The following is a 15,048-nucleotide window of genomic DNA, read 5'->3' as shown; positions in this document are numbered from 1 at the left end:
AGGGATGAGTCCGTCGGGCTCGCGCAGGCTTGACCGTGGGGCGGCGGTCGATTACGATCGATTCATACGTCCACGAGGATGAAGTGCGCGTTAAAGTCTGATTTGACGACAAATTAGGGCGAGGATCAATGGCCTACGCGACGACCGTCCAGCGTCACAAGACGAAGGAGATCGGGATCGGCGACCATGTCGTCGGTGGAGACAGCCCGATCCTGGTCCAGTCGATGACGACGACCAACACCTTCGACGCCGAGGCCACCCTGGCGCAGATCCGCCGCCTCGAGGAGGCCGGCTGCGAGGTCGTCCGCGTCACCGTCCCCAAGAAGGAAGACGTCGAAGGCGTCTCGGCCCTTCGCGATCAGATCAAGATCCCGCTCATCGCCGACATCCACTTCGATTACCGCATGGCCCTCGCCTGCCTGGAAGCCAGGACCCCCTCGGGACGCCGGGCCGTCGACAAGATCCGGATCAACCCCGGCAACATCGGCGGCGTGGAGCGGTTCAAGGAAGTCGTCCGCAAGGCGCGTGACGCCGGCGTACCGATGCGGATCGGCGTGAATTCGGGGAGCCTGGAGAAGGACCTGATCGAGAAGTACGGCTTCCCCTGCCCGGAGGCCATGGTCGAGAGCGCGCTGCGGAGCATCGAGATCGCCGAGAGTCTCGGCTACAAGCAGATCATCGTCAGCCTGAAGGCCAGCCACGTCCCGACGGCCGTCGCCTGCTACACCGAGTACGCCGCGAAGTCCGACTATCCCACCCACGTCGGCATCACCGAGGCCGGCTCGAGGGAGTACGGCACGCTCAAGAGCGCAGCGGGGATCGGCTCGATCCTGCTTCGGGGCATCGGCGACACCATCCGGGTCTCGCTCCTGGGCGACCCCGTCCCCGAGATCGAGGCCGGTTTCGACATCCTCCGCGCCTGCGACCGTCGCGTGACCAAGCCCGAGATCGTCGCCTGCCCGACCTGCGGCCGGCTCGACATCGACCTGGAGCGGATCGTCGCCGAGGTCGAGGAAAAGATGAAGCACCTGACCAACCCGCTGCGGATCAGCATCCTCGGCTGCCTGGTCAACGGCTTCGGCGAGGCCAAAGAGGCCGACCTGGGCATCGCCGCCGGCTCCGGCAAGGGGATCATATTCAAGCGAGGCGTCCCCATCCGTCACGTCAAAGAAGCCGACATGGTCCAGGCGCTGCTGGAAGAGGTCGAACGTTTCGACGAGGAGACCCAGCCCCTGGCCTCCTTCGTCGAGAAGGAAAAGAAGAAGCAGGCCAAGTCGGGACTGACCGTCCTCGGCTGATCGATCCATCCACCGTTCCGATCTTCGCGAGACGCCCCGAGCTGAAGCCTCGGGGCGTCTCGCTTTCGAAGGCTTACGACTGCCGCAGGCCCACGGCGACGTACTTGGTCTCGAAGTAGGCGTCCAGCCCTTCGCTCCCCAACTCGCGGCCCACGCCCGACTCCTTCATGCCCCCGAACGGGCACTGGGGGGTCGCCGGGATCGGGTCGTTGATGCCGATGATCCCGGCTTCGAGCCCCTCGGCCATCCGAGTGGCGACGGTCAGGTCGTTGGTGAAGACGTAGGCGGCGAGGCCGTACGGCGTCGCGTTGGCGGCGGCGATCACGTCGTCGAGCTTGTCGAAATCGAGGATCGGCATGACCGGCGCGAACGGCTCGTCGGTCATCAGCTTCATCGCGCCGTCGACGTTCGTCAGCACGGTCGGTTCGAACCAGTAGCCCTTCTCGAACCGCGAGGATCGGCCGCCGCCGGTGAGGACCTGGGCGCCCTTCCCCCTGGCGTCGTCGATGAGGCCCTGGGTCTTGTCGAGGGCGCGGGCCTCGAACATCGGGCCGACCTGCACGCCGTCCTCCAGGCCGTTGCCGACCTTGAGCTTCTTCGTCAATTCGACGGCCGCCTCGGTGAAGTCCTTGGCTACCTTCTCGTGCACGTAGAATCGCGAAGGGGCGATGCAGACCTGGCCGTTGTTCCGGAACTTGCCGATCACCGCCGCCTGCGCGACCTGCTGGACGTCGGCGTCGGGGAAGACGATCAACGGGGCGTGGCCGCCGAGTTCCAGGCTCAGGCGCTTCACCTGATCGGCCGACCGCCGGATGAGTTCCTTGCCGACCTCCGTGGACCCCGTGAAGCTGATTTTGCGCACGGCGGGATGAGCGAACAGGGCGTCGGCGAACGGCCGGGCGGGGCCGATGACGAGATTCACGACGCCGGGGGGGACGCCCGCGTCGGCCAGGCACTCGACCATCAGGATCAGGGTGATGGGGGTCTGGTCGGCGGGACGGCTCACCACCGTGCAGCCGGCGGCCAGCGCCGGGCCGATCTTCCGACTGGGGAGCGCCGCGGGGAAATTCCAGGGGGTGATCGTGCCGACCACTCCCACCGGATGCTTGATGGTGTAATAGCGCTTGGAAACGTTCGTGGGAGGGATGATGCGACCGTAGGCGCGCTTGGCCTCCTCGCCGAACCACTCGAAGGTGTCGGCGGAGTGCAGGACCTCGGCCTTCGCCTCGGCCAGCGGCTTGCCCTGCTCCATCGTCATCGCGCGGGCGATCCGGTCGGCCCGCTCGCGCATCAGCTCGGCGGTCTTCTTGAGGATCTTGGCGCGGTCGTAGGCCGAGAGGGCCTTCCAGGCGGGAAAGGCCCGCGCGGCGGCCTCGATCGCCCGACCGGCCTCGGCTCCCTCGGCGTAGGCCACCTCGGCGACCACCGATTCGTCGGCCGGATTGATGACGGCCAGCGTCTTGCCGGCGTCTCCGTCCCGCCAGCTCCCGTCGATGTACATCCGGGTCGGGAAGGGCTGGGTGGTCGGATCGCTCGCTGCGGTTGGGGGCATGGTCGTCTCTCCGGGGATGTCGACGGCGGCGCGTCTCGACGAGGCGGTCGGCCGCGCAAGGCTCCTGGGAATCCGCCCTCTCGCGCCACGATACTCCGTCGACGCGAGGGTGACAACGAGCCGGGTCCGGGAGGGACCGCGACCTCCGATCGAAGGACCGCTACAACCCGCAGGCTCGTCGTTGCAATCCTTCGGTTCGCGTCAATAGTTCGAGCCGGAAGGGCCGATTTTTCTGGTGGCACGAGATCTCCTCGCAGCGTCATGTGAGGGATGTCGCGGAAGGATTCCATCGACGGCGAGGTGGGTGACGCATGGATGCGAACAGCAGGACGTTGAGAATTCAAGCTCACCGAAGAGGACGGCTTGCGCTCGCGCTCGGGATGGTCCTCCTCGCCTTCCCCCTCGCGACGGCCCAGGCCGGGCCGATGCGTGCGAAGTTCTCGGGACGGCTTGCCGCCCAGGAGTTCGCGCCGATCTCGGCCTCCTCTCCGGCTTACTCGAACTCCTGGGCGTCGTTCCTGTCTGGGGGCGAGCCGACCTGGGCTTCGCGGCCATCGCCCCCCGTCACGATCTCCGTGCGACAGGCCGTCCTCCGGCTGATCAACGGCGATCCCTCGATCGCGGCGTCGAGCCCCCTGATCGGCTACATGGTCTGGCGGAGGAACCTGGACGTGGCCCGGTTCGACTTCTACCATCCCCACATCGGGCCGAGGTTGCCCCAGGGATTCATCCCACCCGCCCCGCAGGTCGTCCCGCCCCTGGCGCCGCCGTCGGACATCCCCAGCACGCCGGACGACCCGCCGCTCCTGCCGCCGGTGCCAAGCGTCATCCCTCCCGTCGTCCCGGAGCCGTCCGCCTTTCTGGTGATCGCGATGGGGACGGCCGGGGCGCTCTGGATGCGGCGACGACGGGCGGCTTCCGCTTCTCGGTGAGATGAGCCTGGAAAGATTTTTGGTACACTCGGCGCTCGCGGCGAGCCGGTTCGTGAACCGTCGGCCCGGGCGAAGCCTCCGATAAGGGCGAGGTCTCGCGAGCTTCAAGGCAAGGAACGGGCAATGGACGAGCAGCAGCGGTACTACATCACGACGGCCATCGACTACCCCAACAGCCGCCCCCACATCGGCACCGCGTTCGAGAAGATCGGCGCCGACGTCCAGGCGCGGTTCCGGCGCATGGAAGGCGCGTCCGTCCACTTCTTGATGGGCAACGACGAGAACACGAACAAGGTCACCATCCGCGCCCGCGAGCTCGGGCTGGAGCCGAAGGCGTACGTCGACGAGATGGCCAGCCAGTTCCAGGACGTCTGGAACGCCCTCGAAATCTCGAACAGCGACTTCATCCAGACCAGCGAGGAACGCCACCACGTCGGCTGTCGGAAGTTCATCCAGGCGGTCTACGACGCGGGCGACATCTATAAAGGGGTCTACGCCGGCCACTACTGCAACGGCTGCGAGTCCTTCAAGACCGAGAAGGAAGTGGCCGAGGCCGGCGGTCGTTGTCCCAACCACCCCAACGCGCCGCTGTCGTGGGTGGAGGAGGAGAATTACTACTTCCGGCTCTCCGCCTACCGCGACAAGCTGCTGGCGTTCTATGCGGCGAACCCGGACTTCATCCAGCCCGAGAGCCGTCGCAACGAGATCCTCAGCCTGGTGGAAGCCGAGTTGAAGGACGTCGCCATCACCCGCAAGGGGTTCACCTGGGGCATCCCGGCGCCGTTCGACGCCGACCAGACGATTTACGTCTGGTTCGACGCCCTGCTGAACTACGTCACGGCCGTCGGCTATGGGACCGACGACGAGCGATTCGCCCGGCTCTGGCCCGCGGACGTCCACGTCATCGGCAAGGACATCACCCGCTTCCACTGCGCCCTGTGGCCCGCGATGCTCATGTCCGCCGGCGTGGCGCTGCCGCGGAAGGTCTTCGGCCACGGGTTCGTCTATCGCAAGAACGAGGAGACCGGCGAGGTCGAGAAGCTCAGCAAAAGCCTGGGCAACGTCGTCGAGCCGATGGACCTGATCAAGGAGTTCTCGGCCGAGGCGTTCCGCTACTACTTCATGAGCAAGTGCCCGTTCGGCGGCGACGGCGAATTCTCCTTCGAGCGGTTCGCAGACGCCTATAACAGCGGACTGGCCAACAACCTGGGCAACCTTTACAGCCGCATCTTGACGATGTGCCTGAAGTACTTCGACGGCGACCTCGGCCCAGTCGGGGAGATCGACCTGACGGCCTGGCGGGGCGAGCTGGACCTCCCCGCGCTCACCGAGACGCTCCGCGACCGTGTCGGCGGCTTCGACTACACCACGGCTCTCCAGCGGATCTGGCTCGAGGTGGTCGACGCCGCAAACAAGTACATCCAGGTGACGCAGCCGTTCAAGCTCGCCAAGGTTGACAAGGAAGCGACTCGGGTCGTCCTGGCGAACCTGGCCGACTGGATGCGAGCGACCGCCGTTCTCATCAAGCCGTTCCTCCCGCAGACCGCCGAGACCTTCTACCGGGCGTTCGACTTCGAGTCGCACCAACCCTGGGAGGCCGTCTCCTACGCCTCGGCCGCCTCGCCGGTCTCTTCCGAGACGCATCTCCGGGTGACGGCCCCGGTGGTCGACGGCAAGCCCGCGCCGCTGTTCCCCAAGGTGGACGCGCGTTGAGAATGGGGTCGCGGCATCCGGCATAATCGGTAAAGTTCGTGATGCCTCGGCGGCCGATCGGCCGAAGAGAGGGAAGAAGCCCGCCGCTCGGCGAAGCGGCGGGACCGTCATCAATCACGGATGGTTCGAGGTGGACGTCATGGATGGACCGAATCGCAAGCTCGTCGTCCTCATGTGCATGCATCGGAGCGGCTCGAGCCTGACGGCGAACATCCTGCAACAGCTCGGCATGTCGCTCGGCCCGTTCGAACTCATCGCGGCGGCGCCGAGCAACCCTTACGGCCACTTCGAAGCCATCCCGTTCCACTCCTTGAACCGTCGGATCCAGGAATGGGCCTTCGGCTTCGCCGACGACCTCCCCGAAGATCCGGCGGTCCTCGCCCGTTTCCTGCAGACCCAGGCCGCCTGGCCCGACGAGCGGACTCTGCCCGAGGAGTGGCTCGAGGAGGGGGAGCGGATCACCCGCGTCCTGATCGAGAGCGGGCCGGTCTCGGGTTTCAAGGACCCGCGCACGGTCCTGGTCTGGCCCTTCTGGAAGAAGGTCTTCGACCGCATCGAGGGCGTCGACGTGGTGTCGGCCTCGCTGCTCCGCTCCCCGCACGAGATCGCCATGAGTCTCTGCACGCGGAGCAAGGGGAACATGCCGTACTGGAGCGCCATCGACGTCGTCGGCGTCCATCTGGCGAGGATGAAGGCGGCGGCCGAAGAGTGGGAAGGTGACGCCCACGTCGTCCGATTCGGGACTTCGAGGTTCTGGGACGACACCAAGAACCTCGCCGAAGCCTGCGGCCTCCCCTGGAGCGACGAGACGGTCCGGCGGGTGTACGACCCGTCGTGCGTGCACCACCTGCCGGCCGCCGTGGCACACCCGTCGCAGCGCATCCTGAACGAGCTGGGGGCGAACGCCTGGGCCGACTTCGATCCCGAGACGAACGCCGAACGGCTCGCCGAGGACGCCCGCCGATACGAGGCGATGACTCAGGGGCAGCTGGCGACGACCCGGAACGAACTCGGCAAGACGCTCGTAGGTCTTCGCCAGGTCGAATTCCAGTGCAACGAGACCGGGGCCCAATCCCGAGACTTCGAGCTGAAGAACTCGCTCGTCCAGCGCGAGCTCGCCGCGACGCAGCAGGCCCTCGCCGAGACCGAGAAGGGCTTCCAGCTCGCCAGGTCCTGCCTCGAGCAGACCGAGAAGCAACTCGCCCGGGTCATGGAGACACTGGTCTCCAATCAGGAGCGCAGGGTCCAGGCCGAGCAGTTGCTCGCCCACACCCAGGGCATCCTGGCCCATTCCGAGCAGACCCTGCTGGAGACGCAGCGTCGGCTCGCCGAATCGCTCGATCAGCAGGAGCGGAGCCTCAAGCTGTTCCAGCAGGCCCTCGCCACCTCCCAGGGGGGCTGGGACTCCGATCGGCGCCGGCTCGATGAGACGATGACGCAGGTCTCGCAGCTTCAGGACACCGCGATGCGCAAGGAGCAGCAGCTCGTCCGCTCGCTCGAGCGCGAAGAGAAGCGTTGGCTGGAGAACGTCGCGCTCCGTCGTCGGCTGGACCGCTTCGAGTCCAACGCGCTGATCGGGGCGGCCGTGAAGGGGAAGAAGCAAATCAAGCAGATCTGGCTCAAGCTCCGCCACCTGGGCCCTTCCGGGGAGCTGAGGTCCACCCGGGTCGACCGTCCGTCGTGACCGACCGTCGGCGTCAGACCCCGACGGTCGCCTCCGACTCGACATGAAGCTTGCGGTGCAGGATGGAGGCGATCCGGGCCGCCGCCCGACCGTCCCCGAACGGCGTTGCAGAGCCGAGGAGAGCCGGGCGGACCGGATCCGGGCCGTCGGCCAGGCATCGCGAGCCTTCCCGCTCGATCGCGTCCGGGTCGTGGCCCACCAGACGCGCGACGCCGGAACGCACCGCTTCCTCGCGCTCGCTGATCTCCCGCAGCACCAGGACCGGCGTGCGAAGCTCGGTGGCCTCTTCCTGGACGCCGCCGCTGTCGCTGAGGATCACGGCCGCGCGCTTCATCGCCGTCACGAACGGCCCGTATTCGAGCGGACGGACGAGGTGGACGCGCCCGAGGCCCTCGAATTCGCCCCGAACCACGGGCTCGACGCCCGGATTGGGGTGGACCGGCCAGAGGAACTCCAGATCGGGATGGCGATCGTGGAGTCGCCGGACCCCCTCGCAGATCCGCCGCAGGGGCTCGCCGAGGTTCTCGCGGCGGTGAACGGTGACGAGGACGAACCGCGCGCCGGGACGAGGCCCAACGCCGAGGGGGGACTCGCGTTCGGCCGCGAAGTGCAGGGCGTCGATTCCCGTGTTCCCCGTCAGGTGGATCGCCTCGGGAGCGATCCCTTCGCGGAGGAGGTTGTCGCGGGCGTCGGGCGTCGGTGCGAAATGGATCGAGGCGAGATGGCTGGCGGCGACCCGGTTGGCTTCCTCGGGGAAGGGGGCGTCGAGCCGATGCGTCCGCAGTCCGGCCTCGACGTGCGCGAACGGTGCGCCGATCATGTAGCTCGCCAGGGCCGCGGCCAGGACCGTCGTCGTGTCGCCCTGGGCGATCACGCAGTCGGGCCGTTCACGCTGCAGGGTCTCGTGAACGGCGACCAGCAGGCGGTTGCTCAGATCCGGGAGCGATTGGCCGGGACGCATCACGTTCAGGTCGACGTCAGGGTGGATCCCGAAGAGGTCGAAGATCGGCCCCGCCAGGTCGCGATGCTGGGCCGTGAAGACGAGCCGGCAGCGCGCCCATGGCTGCTCGCGCAGCGCGCGGACGATCGGGGCCGTCTTGATCGCCTCCGGACGCGTCCCGACGACGCAGACGATGTTCTTGCGACGTGGACCTTCGCTTGAAAACATGGGCGTCCCTCCTTGGAGTCGATCATCGGGGGTGCAGGGGCGGCGAGGCGCTTCGAGACCGCTCAACCGGTCCGGGCCATCCGTCTCCATGCCGACTTGACCGAGCGATAAGCCCTGAGCGCCGGTTCTGGTGCGTGCGCCCGGATGGTCCCGCGCAAGCTGGCGGTGGCCTCGGCGGGGCGGGGCTCGGCCGTGGGCTCGGCGATCGGCTCCGCCTCCGGGGCGGGCGTCGGCTGCGGCGCCGGCGCGTCGACGTAGGTGCGATGCCAGTGGAGATACGAATTCGTCGGGTCGGAGTCGTCGAACGGATCGGCGAAGTACCGGAGCAGGTCGTCGCGGCGGCGATACGTCAGGCGATGCTCGTCCTTGATCTTCTCGCCGCTCTTGTAGGTCGTGTACCGGCACGGGGTCTTGCCGATCGTCGACTGGCCGTGGCGCTCGCATTCGGCCAGGTACCATTCGCGGAAATCGTACAGGACCGGGCTGTGCGAGCCGTAGCGGTCGAGCATCTTGAGCTGGGCGCCGCTGTCGAAGCCCGAGAAGTGGTAGAAGACGAGGGGGCGGCCGTTGATCTGGATGTCGTAGGGGGCGACGCCGGTGCCGCGACGATGGCTCAAATTCCAGGTCGAGACGTTGTACTGGGGATCGCGGAGGATCTTCACGCCGTCGAAGATCGCCGGGGCGAGGTCCATCCAGCGCTGGTCGGTGAAGAGGCCGTTGGGGACCTCGTCGTAGCACCATCGGGTGAGCCGGTCGGCCCACCAGTCGATGAGGCGGCGTCCGTTACGATCCATGCGGACGGCCAGGAATCCCAGGTTGTAGACGCCGTGCCGGAGGCAGGTGATCTCGTTGTCGACCATCGCCTCCGGGTTCGACTCGGGCTCGATCGAGTGCGGCGTGAGCAGGACGCTGGACGAGTCGAGCGCCCGCTCCAGGTCGTCGAGCCGGTTCGTGACGATGATGTCGGGGTCGAAGTAGTAGATCCGCTCCGCGCCGTGGAGGTCGGCGATGTGCTGGAACGCGGCCCCCTTGACGGCGGTGCAAAGCTCGACGATCCGATGGCGGAAGATGAAGCGCGGCAGGTTCTCGATCGGGAGGTCGCGGATGTTGATGATCGAGTCGAAAGCCCCCGTGACGGACGAGGGGCAATCCGGCATGTCGTCCGAGAGCACGACGTGGAAAACCGCCTCGGGATGCACGCGCTTGACGGAGTGGGCCAGCGATGCGGCCTTCGGCAGGTAGTTGGCCGTGATGCTCGTGAAGACGTGCATGGGCATTCCTTTGCGCCAAACGGGATTTCGGCTTCGATCGGGCCGGAGCGGAGGGCCGATCGTCGACGATTCGCGACGGGAGCGAGAGCGACGAGACCCTTCCTGGGCCTCGACGTTTCCGCGAGGAACTCGAACGCGAGGAGGGTCGGGGAAAGGTCGATCCGAATGGAGGCGGATTCGCCCCTGACTCGCAACCTAACTTACCCTTCCCTTCGCCGTCTTTCTGGACTCGCGCGGCGTGAATCTAAACCGTTTCGTGATCGCTGTCAACCGTCGCTGCGACGCCTCGGGCGTGGGAGGCCGTCGCGGTCGGGCGGTTTTCGGGCGTGAGCTCAAGAAATCTGGAGTGGAAGGCCGTCCACGCCGAAGAAAACGAGGACTGTCATGACCAGGACGGCGGCGAGGAACAAGCGTCCGGATGGGCCTGTCGAGATCGAAATGGAGTTCGATCCGTCGGGCCGCCGCCTCCAACTTCGAAAACCTGTCCGGTGGGACTTCTCCTGACGGGTCCCATCGTGGCGAGGACTGAATCCGAGGCGCGTCGCGACCGCACACGCCCCGGGCTTCGGATTGACAAGCTTTGGCCATGCTGTCATTTAAGTCGGAATGACACAGGAGCGGTCGTTCCCGATCTCGCGGGGCTCGACGCCGGGAGAAGCTACGAATCGCGCCGAGGCGTTGGGACGCCGGGACGCGATCGGGCTTTTCCGGGGCGCGTGATGGCGAGGGGGGACCCGAGGAGCGTGAAGGATATGGATGTCGCACATTACCTGTCGGCCGCCTCGTTTTGGGCGCCCGATCACGCCTTCGAGCCCAGCGACCACGCCCAGATCAGCCCCGTGATCTTCTGGACCATCGATGCGATCCGACCTCGCAAGATCGTCCAGATCGGAGTCCGCGAGCCCGGAATCTACTTCTCGATGTGCGAGGCCGTCCGGCGACTTGAGATCGACGCCCGCTGCCTCGCGGTCGAGCCCCGTCTCGGTTCGGGGACGAATTCGGCCTTCCTGGAAGCCTCGCTCCAGCGCGTCCGGGAGGCCCATGATCGCGCGTACTCGACCATTTCCAAGCTGCTTCGCCCCTCTTCCGAGGAGGTCGTCGACACCTTCCAGGACGGCTCGATCGACCTGTTCCACCCCTCGGACGCCGCCGGCGTCGAGGCCCTCATGGCCGACTTCGAGCGTTGGAAGGCGAAGTTCTCCGATCGCGCCGTGCTCGTGCTCTCGCGGACGTGCCTGCAAGGCCGGAAGCTCGGGGCGTACGACGCGTTCCACGACCTGGTCCGTCGCTATCCCAGCTTCGAGTTCACGCACGGCGACGGCCTCGGGCTGCTCGCGATCGGGCCAAACCCCCCGCATGGCATCAGGCCGCTGTTCGAGGCGGACGCCGAGCCGGGCCGTCGCAACGAGATCCGCGCCGTCTATGCGAGGCTGGGGCGGAGCCTGTCCGACCGCATGGCGATCGAGTCCGATCGGCGATCCTCCGACGCCTCGATCCTCGTCCTGGGCGAGCGTGAAGGTCGAATCGCCGACGCCACCCCATCGATCGAGGAGGCTCTGGCACTTCGCGAGGAGCTTCAATTGCTCCGCGAGGAATTCGCAAGCCTGGATGAGAAGCATCAGACGCTTGCGACCCAGCACGCGGCCCTCGAGCGCGAAAACCCCTGGCTTCGACACAACCTGGCGCACTTCCAGCACCACCACGCCACGGCGGCGATGCAACTGGACGACCTGCGGAGAAGCACGGCGCTCCGGGTGATCGAGCGTTGTCGAGGTGTACGCAGGCGTTTCTTCCCGGAGACCCGCCTGCACGGCCGATGCCTCACGCTCTCGATCCGCTTCCTTCGCGTGGCCGCGAACGACGGACCTCGGCCCGCGCTCGCCAGGGCTTCGCGCCGGTTGCTTCACAAGTTCGGCAAGGCGGTGGGGACGCAGACCCCGCACGTCTCCCCTCCGATCGTCGCCGGGCCTCCCCCGGCCGCGCTCGCGACGACCGCGTTCGAAGCCCTCCCGTGGAAGATCCACGACGGTGAGCGTTCCGCCGCCTCGCGGGGGCGAGCGACCTACAAGGTCCTGCTCGTCTCGCACTCCGCCTGCCGGACCGGGGCGCCGCTGTGCCTGCTTCGGCTCTGCGAGGAGCTATCGAAGCTCCCCGGCGTCGAATGCTGGGTGGTTCTGAAGACGACCGGTGAACTGGAATCGGAGTTCGTCCGCCGGGCTCCAACGCTCTTGCTGGCGAACGTGGTCGAGGCCGGGCTCGCCACCTGGGAATCGGCCCCGGCCGTCATCGCCGAGCGGTTCCGCGAGTACGCCCGCGCCGGCGCGGCCGTCTGCAACACGATGGCGGTCAGCGAATTCCACGCGGCCCTGGAGGCCGCCGACGTCCCGGTCCTCTCGTGGATCCACGAGCTGCCGACGTTCATCAAGATCCTCGGCGGCGGAGAGGCGATCGATCGGATCAAGTCCGCCAGCCGACGGACGATCGTCCCCGCGAACGTCGTCCGCGACGCGTTGATCGATCGATTCGGGATCGAACCCGCGCGGATCCAGACCGTGCGCTACGGCCTCGACGCCAGGACGCGCGGCCTGTCGCGCGACGAGATGCGGGAACGCGTGCTCGACGAACTGGAACTCCCCGAGGACGCGCGGATCGTGCTCGGCTGCGGGACGATCGACCTTCGCAAGGGGGCCGACCTTTTCGTCCAGACCGCGCGTCGGCTGTTCGCCGACCCGGAGTCGGCATCCCTGGCCGACCGGACCTGGTTCATCTGGTTCGGCCACGTCGTCGACGACGAGTTGTACCAGTGGCTTCGGCATGACGTCGAGGTCGCCGGCCTCGCCGACCGCATCCGGTTCGCCGGCGTCCGCGGCGACCTCTCGCCGTACTTCCTCGCCGCCGACGTCTTCGCGCTGACCTCGCGCGAGGACCCTTGTCCGTTCGCGAACCTGGAGGCGATGGAGAGCGGCCTCCCGGTCGTCGCGTTCCAGGGCTCCGGGGGCGCGCCCGAGGTCCTCGACGGCGGCGGCGTCGCCGTCGCCTATCTCGACGTCGCGGCGATGGCTCGAACGATCCACGAATTGCTCTCCGACGATTCGACCCGCGCGGCGATGGGCGGGCGCGGACGAGCCGCCATCCGGGGCTCGTTCACCTGGTCGCGGTTCATGGGCGAGTTCCTCGCGATCCTGGGCTCCGAGTACGGTTACAGACCGTCGAAGGTGCTGAAGGTCTCGGTGATCGTCCCCAACTATCGGCACGCACCCTTCCTGGAGACCCGGCTGCGGAGCGTCTTCGAGCAGACGGTCCGGCCCCATGAGATCATCTTCCTGGACGACGCCTCGCCGGACGACAGCGTGGAGGTGGCGCGACGCCTCGCGCCGGAGTCGCCCGTCCCGATGCGGATCGTGGTCAACGAGCGCAACAGCGGCAGTACGTTCCGCCAGTGGCTGAAGGGGATGGATCTCGCGACCGGCGACCTGATCTGGTTCGCCGAGTCCGACGATTCCTGCCGTCCGGAATTCCTCGAGAGGCTCCTCCCCGAATTCCACGATCCGGAAGTCGCCCTGGCGTACTGCCAGTCCGGGCTGATCGGGCCCCAGGGCGAGCGCTGGGCGGCCGATTTCCTGGGCCATACCGACGACCTCGATCCCGAGCGCTGGCGCCGGGCGTACACGGCCGAGGCCGCCGAGGAGGCCGAACTCGCGTTGAGCCAGAAGAACACGGTCCCCAACGCCAGCGCCGTCCTATTCCGCAAGCCGGAACGCCTGGACTTCGCCGAGGAACTGGCGGGCATGCGGTTCGCCGGGGACTGGCTCTTCTACGCCATGATGATTCGGGGGGGCAAGATCGCGTTCGCGCCCGAGTCGCTGAACGACTACCGGCGGCACGAACAGACGGTCTCGTTCCAGTCGATCAAGGCGGACACGCACGCACAGGAGACGCTTCACGTCAAGTCCCGCGTGTTCGAGACCTTCGACGTCTCCCTCAATGCGATGGCGAGGAGCCTCGGCCAAACGCTCTTCGAATACGACATGATGACCGAGCGGTTCGCGCTCAAGCGGCCTCCGCTCATGTCCAACGCCCGCGCCGCCGGCCCGCTGGAGGAGATCCGCGAGCGGTTCCGGCGCAAACTCGACGCGCCGGGCGAGTTGCGGATCCTCCTGGTGATCGACGGCTCGGAGTCCGGTCTCGTCGCGGCGTCGACGATTCATCTCGCGAACGCTTTGGCTCGCGAGCATCGGGTCTTCGTCCTCGCCGTCTCGACATCGGAGCAGACTCGATCGTTCCAGCAGGCGTTGAGCGATCGCGTCGTCCTCCTCGAAGGAACCCTAAGCGCGACCCCCTGGTCCGCCGGCCAACCGGCCGAGGACGGCGCAGCGAACCGCCTTCGGGTCAGGATCCTTCAGGAGTTGATCCGCTTCCACGAGATCGACGTCATCCACTCCCGCCACGAGTCGGCCGATCGACTCGTCGCGCAGTTCAATGCCGACCTGAACATCCCCTGGTTCATTCATCACGATGAACGTTGCAACAGCGGCTTCGATGTGGATCGCGCCGGCTCGGGCCCCCGCTCGTCTCGCCCGCTCGACTTGATCTCGGGCGTCTTTCACGAGACCGACCCGTCGCCCGAATTCCTGAAAAAGTGGCCGGAACTGGCCGCCCGCCGCTGGATTCCCCTATGTCCCGGCCTTCAGCCCGACTCATCGGCCGCCTCCGATGCGGCGCGGATCGCCAAACGAGACGGGGAATTCCTGGTCTTCCTGATCACGGGCGGTTCCGAGGCTCCTCAGGCGAGCCAGGATGCGATGACGGCCGTCCGCGTCCTGAATCGTCTCCCCTCCGCCGAACGCGCGGGTCGCCGCGTGAGGCTCGTGCTGATGGAGTCGGAGATGGTCTCTCAGGGCGGGCGCGATGCCTCGCCGCTCATCGCCCAGTGCGACGTGGCGCTCGTCCCTCGCGAGATCCCGACCGCGGAAACCTCGACGTGGGTCGCCGCGGCCCTCGCGGGCCGTCTCCCGGTCATCGCGCCGGACCGGGGACCGATCCACGACATGCTGACGCTCGACCGCCGCACGGCCGGGATCGTCGCCAAGTCGAACGATCAAGGCGGGCTGGACGTCGACCGCATGGTCACGGCGATGCTCCGCTACCTCCGCCACCCGGACCTCTACGCGGCCCATCGCAGCCGCGCCAGGTCGCTTTTCGAGGTTCGCTTCCACATCGACCAGACGGCCGCCGTCTGCGTGGAAGCTTACTTTCACGCCCGCGATTTTTTGGTCTTCCCTCGGGAGACGCGGCCGACGATCGCGATCCCCGAGCGGCCCAGGAAGGCTTCTCGCGAGAGCGCCTGACTTCCCGACGAAATCGGTCGATCATGCTGACGCCGATTCATCTTCATCGAGGACGCCGCTAGACTGGATACGGCCGATAAGG

Annotated in this window: 8 protein-coding genes; 5 read left to right on the top strand and 3 right to left on the bottom strand. The window is 67.1% G+C overall.

Features of this window, described 5'->3' with window-relative positions:
* The first annotated feature begins 128 nt into the window (after nt 1-128).
* Nucleotides 129-1,298: a flavodoxin-dependent (E)-4-hydroxy-3-methylbut-2-enyl-diphosphate synthase gene (gene ispG, locus VT85_RS17925; protein ID WP_068418362.1), complete on the top strand. Its 1,170-nt coding sequence runs from the start codon at nt 129-131 to the stop codon at nt 1,296-1,298.
* Between the two features lie 73 nt (nt 1,299-1,371).
* Here the strand turns inward: ispG and VT85_RS17920 are convergent, their stop codons facing one another.
* A complete protein-coding gene (locus VT85_RS17920) occupies nt 1,372-2,850 on the bottom strand; it encodes an NAD-dependent succinate-semialdehyde dehydrogenase (RefSeq protein ID WP_068418359.1) in 1,479 nt (492 codons plus the stop codon).
* 311 nt (nt 2,851-3,161) lie between these two features.
* Here VT85_RS17920 and VT85_RS17915 point away from each other — a divergent pair, with 311 nt between their 5' ends.
* The 3 genes from VT85_RS17915 (at nt 3,162) to VT85_RS17905 (ending at nt 7,179) form a co-directional block, all read left to right on the top strand.
* The gene (locus tag VT85_RS17915) at nt 3,162-3,782 is read left to right on the top strand and encodes a PEP-CTERM sorting domain-containing protein (RefSeq protein ID WP_156512936.1); all 621 of its coding nucleotides are present in this window, start codon (nt 3,162-3,164) and stop codon (nt 3,780-3,782) included.
* Between the two features lie 123 nt (nt 3,783-3,905).
* The gene (gene metG / locus VT85_RS17910) at nt 3,906-5,495 is read left to right on the top strand and encodes a methionine--tRNA ligase (protein WP_068418353.1); all 1,590 of its coding nucleotides are present in this window, start codon (nt 3,906-3,908) and stop codon (nt 5,493-5,495) included.
* A 139-nt stretch (nt 5,496-5,634) separates the two neighbouring features.
* The gene (locus VT85_RS17905) at nt 5,635-7,179 is read left to right on the top strand and encodes a hypothetical protein (protein ID WP_156512935.1); all 1,545 of its coding nucleotides are present in this window, start codon (nt 5,635-5,637) and stop codon (nt 7,177-7,179) included.
* A 13-nt stretch (nt 7,180-7,192) separates the two neighbouring features.
* Here the strand turns inward: VT85_RS17905 and wecB are convergent, their stop codons facing one another.
* Together wecB and VT85_RS17895 are read right to left on the bottom strand one after the other, a co-directional pair.
* Nucleotides 7,193-8,347 (bottom strand): non-hydrolyzing UDP-N-acetylglucosamine 2-epimerase, encoded by a 1,155-nt coding sequence (gene wecB, locus VT85_RS17900; RefSeq protein ID WP_068418347.1) that lies wholly within the window; start codon nt 8,345-8,347, stop codon nt 7,193-7,195.
* Between the two features lie 62 nt (nt 8,348-8,409).
* Complete coding sequence (locus tag VT85_RS17895) at nt 8,410-9,618, bottom strand: glycosyl transferase (protein WP_068418343.1); 1,209 nt, start codon at nt 9,616-9,618, stop codon at nt 8,410-8,412.
* Nucleotides 9,619-10,370: 752 nt separating this feature from the next.
* Between VT85_RS17895 and VT85_RS17890 the strand changes: the two genes are divergently transcribed.
* Nucleotides 10,371-14,966, top strand: a complete 4,596-nt coding sequence (locus VT85_RS17890) for a glycosyltransferase (protein WP_068418339.1) — start codon at nt 10,371-10,373, stop codon at nt 14,964-14,966.
* Nucleotides 14,967-15,048: the final 82 nt, after the last annotated feature.

It is taken from the genome of Planctomyces sp. SH-PL62 (genome assembly GCF_001610895.1).
Classification (GTDB): Bacteria; Planctomycetota; Planctomycetia; order Isosphaerales; family Isosphaeraceae; genus Paludisphaera.
The sequence above is the reverse complement of the archived record's forward strand: the minus strand, read 5'-3'. Positions and strand labels throughout refer to the sequence as shown.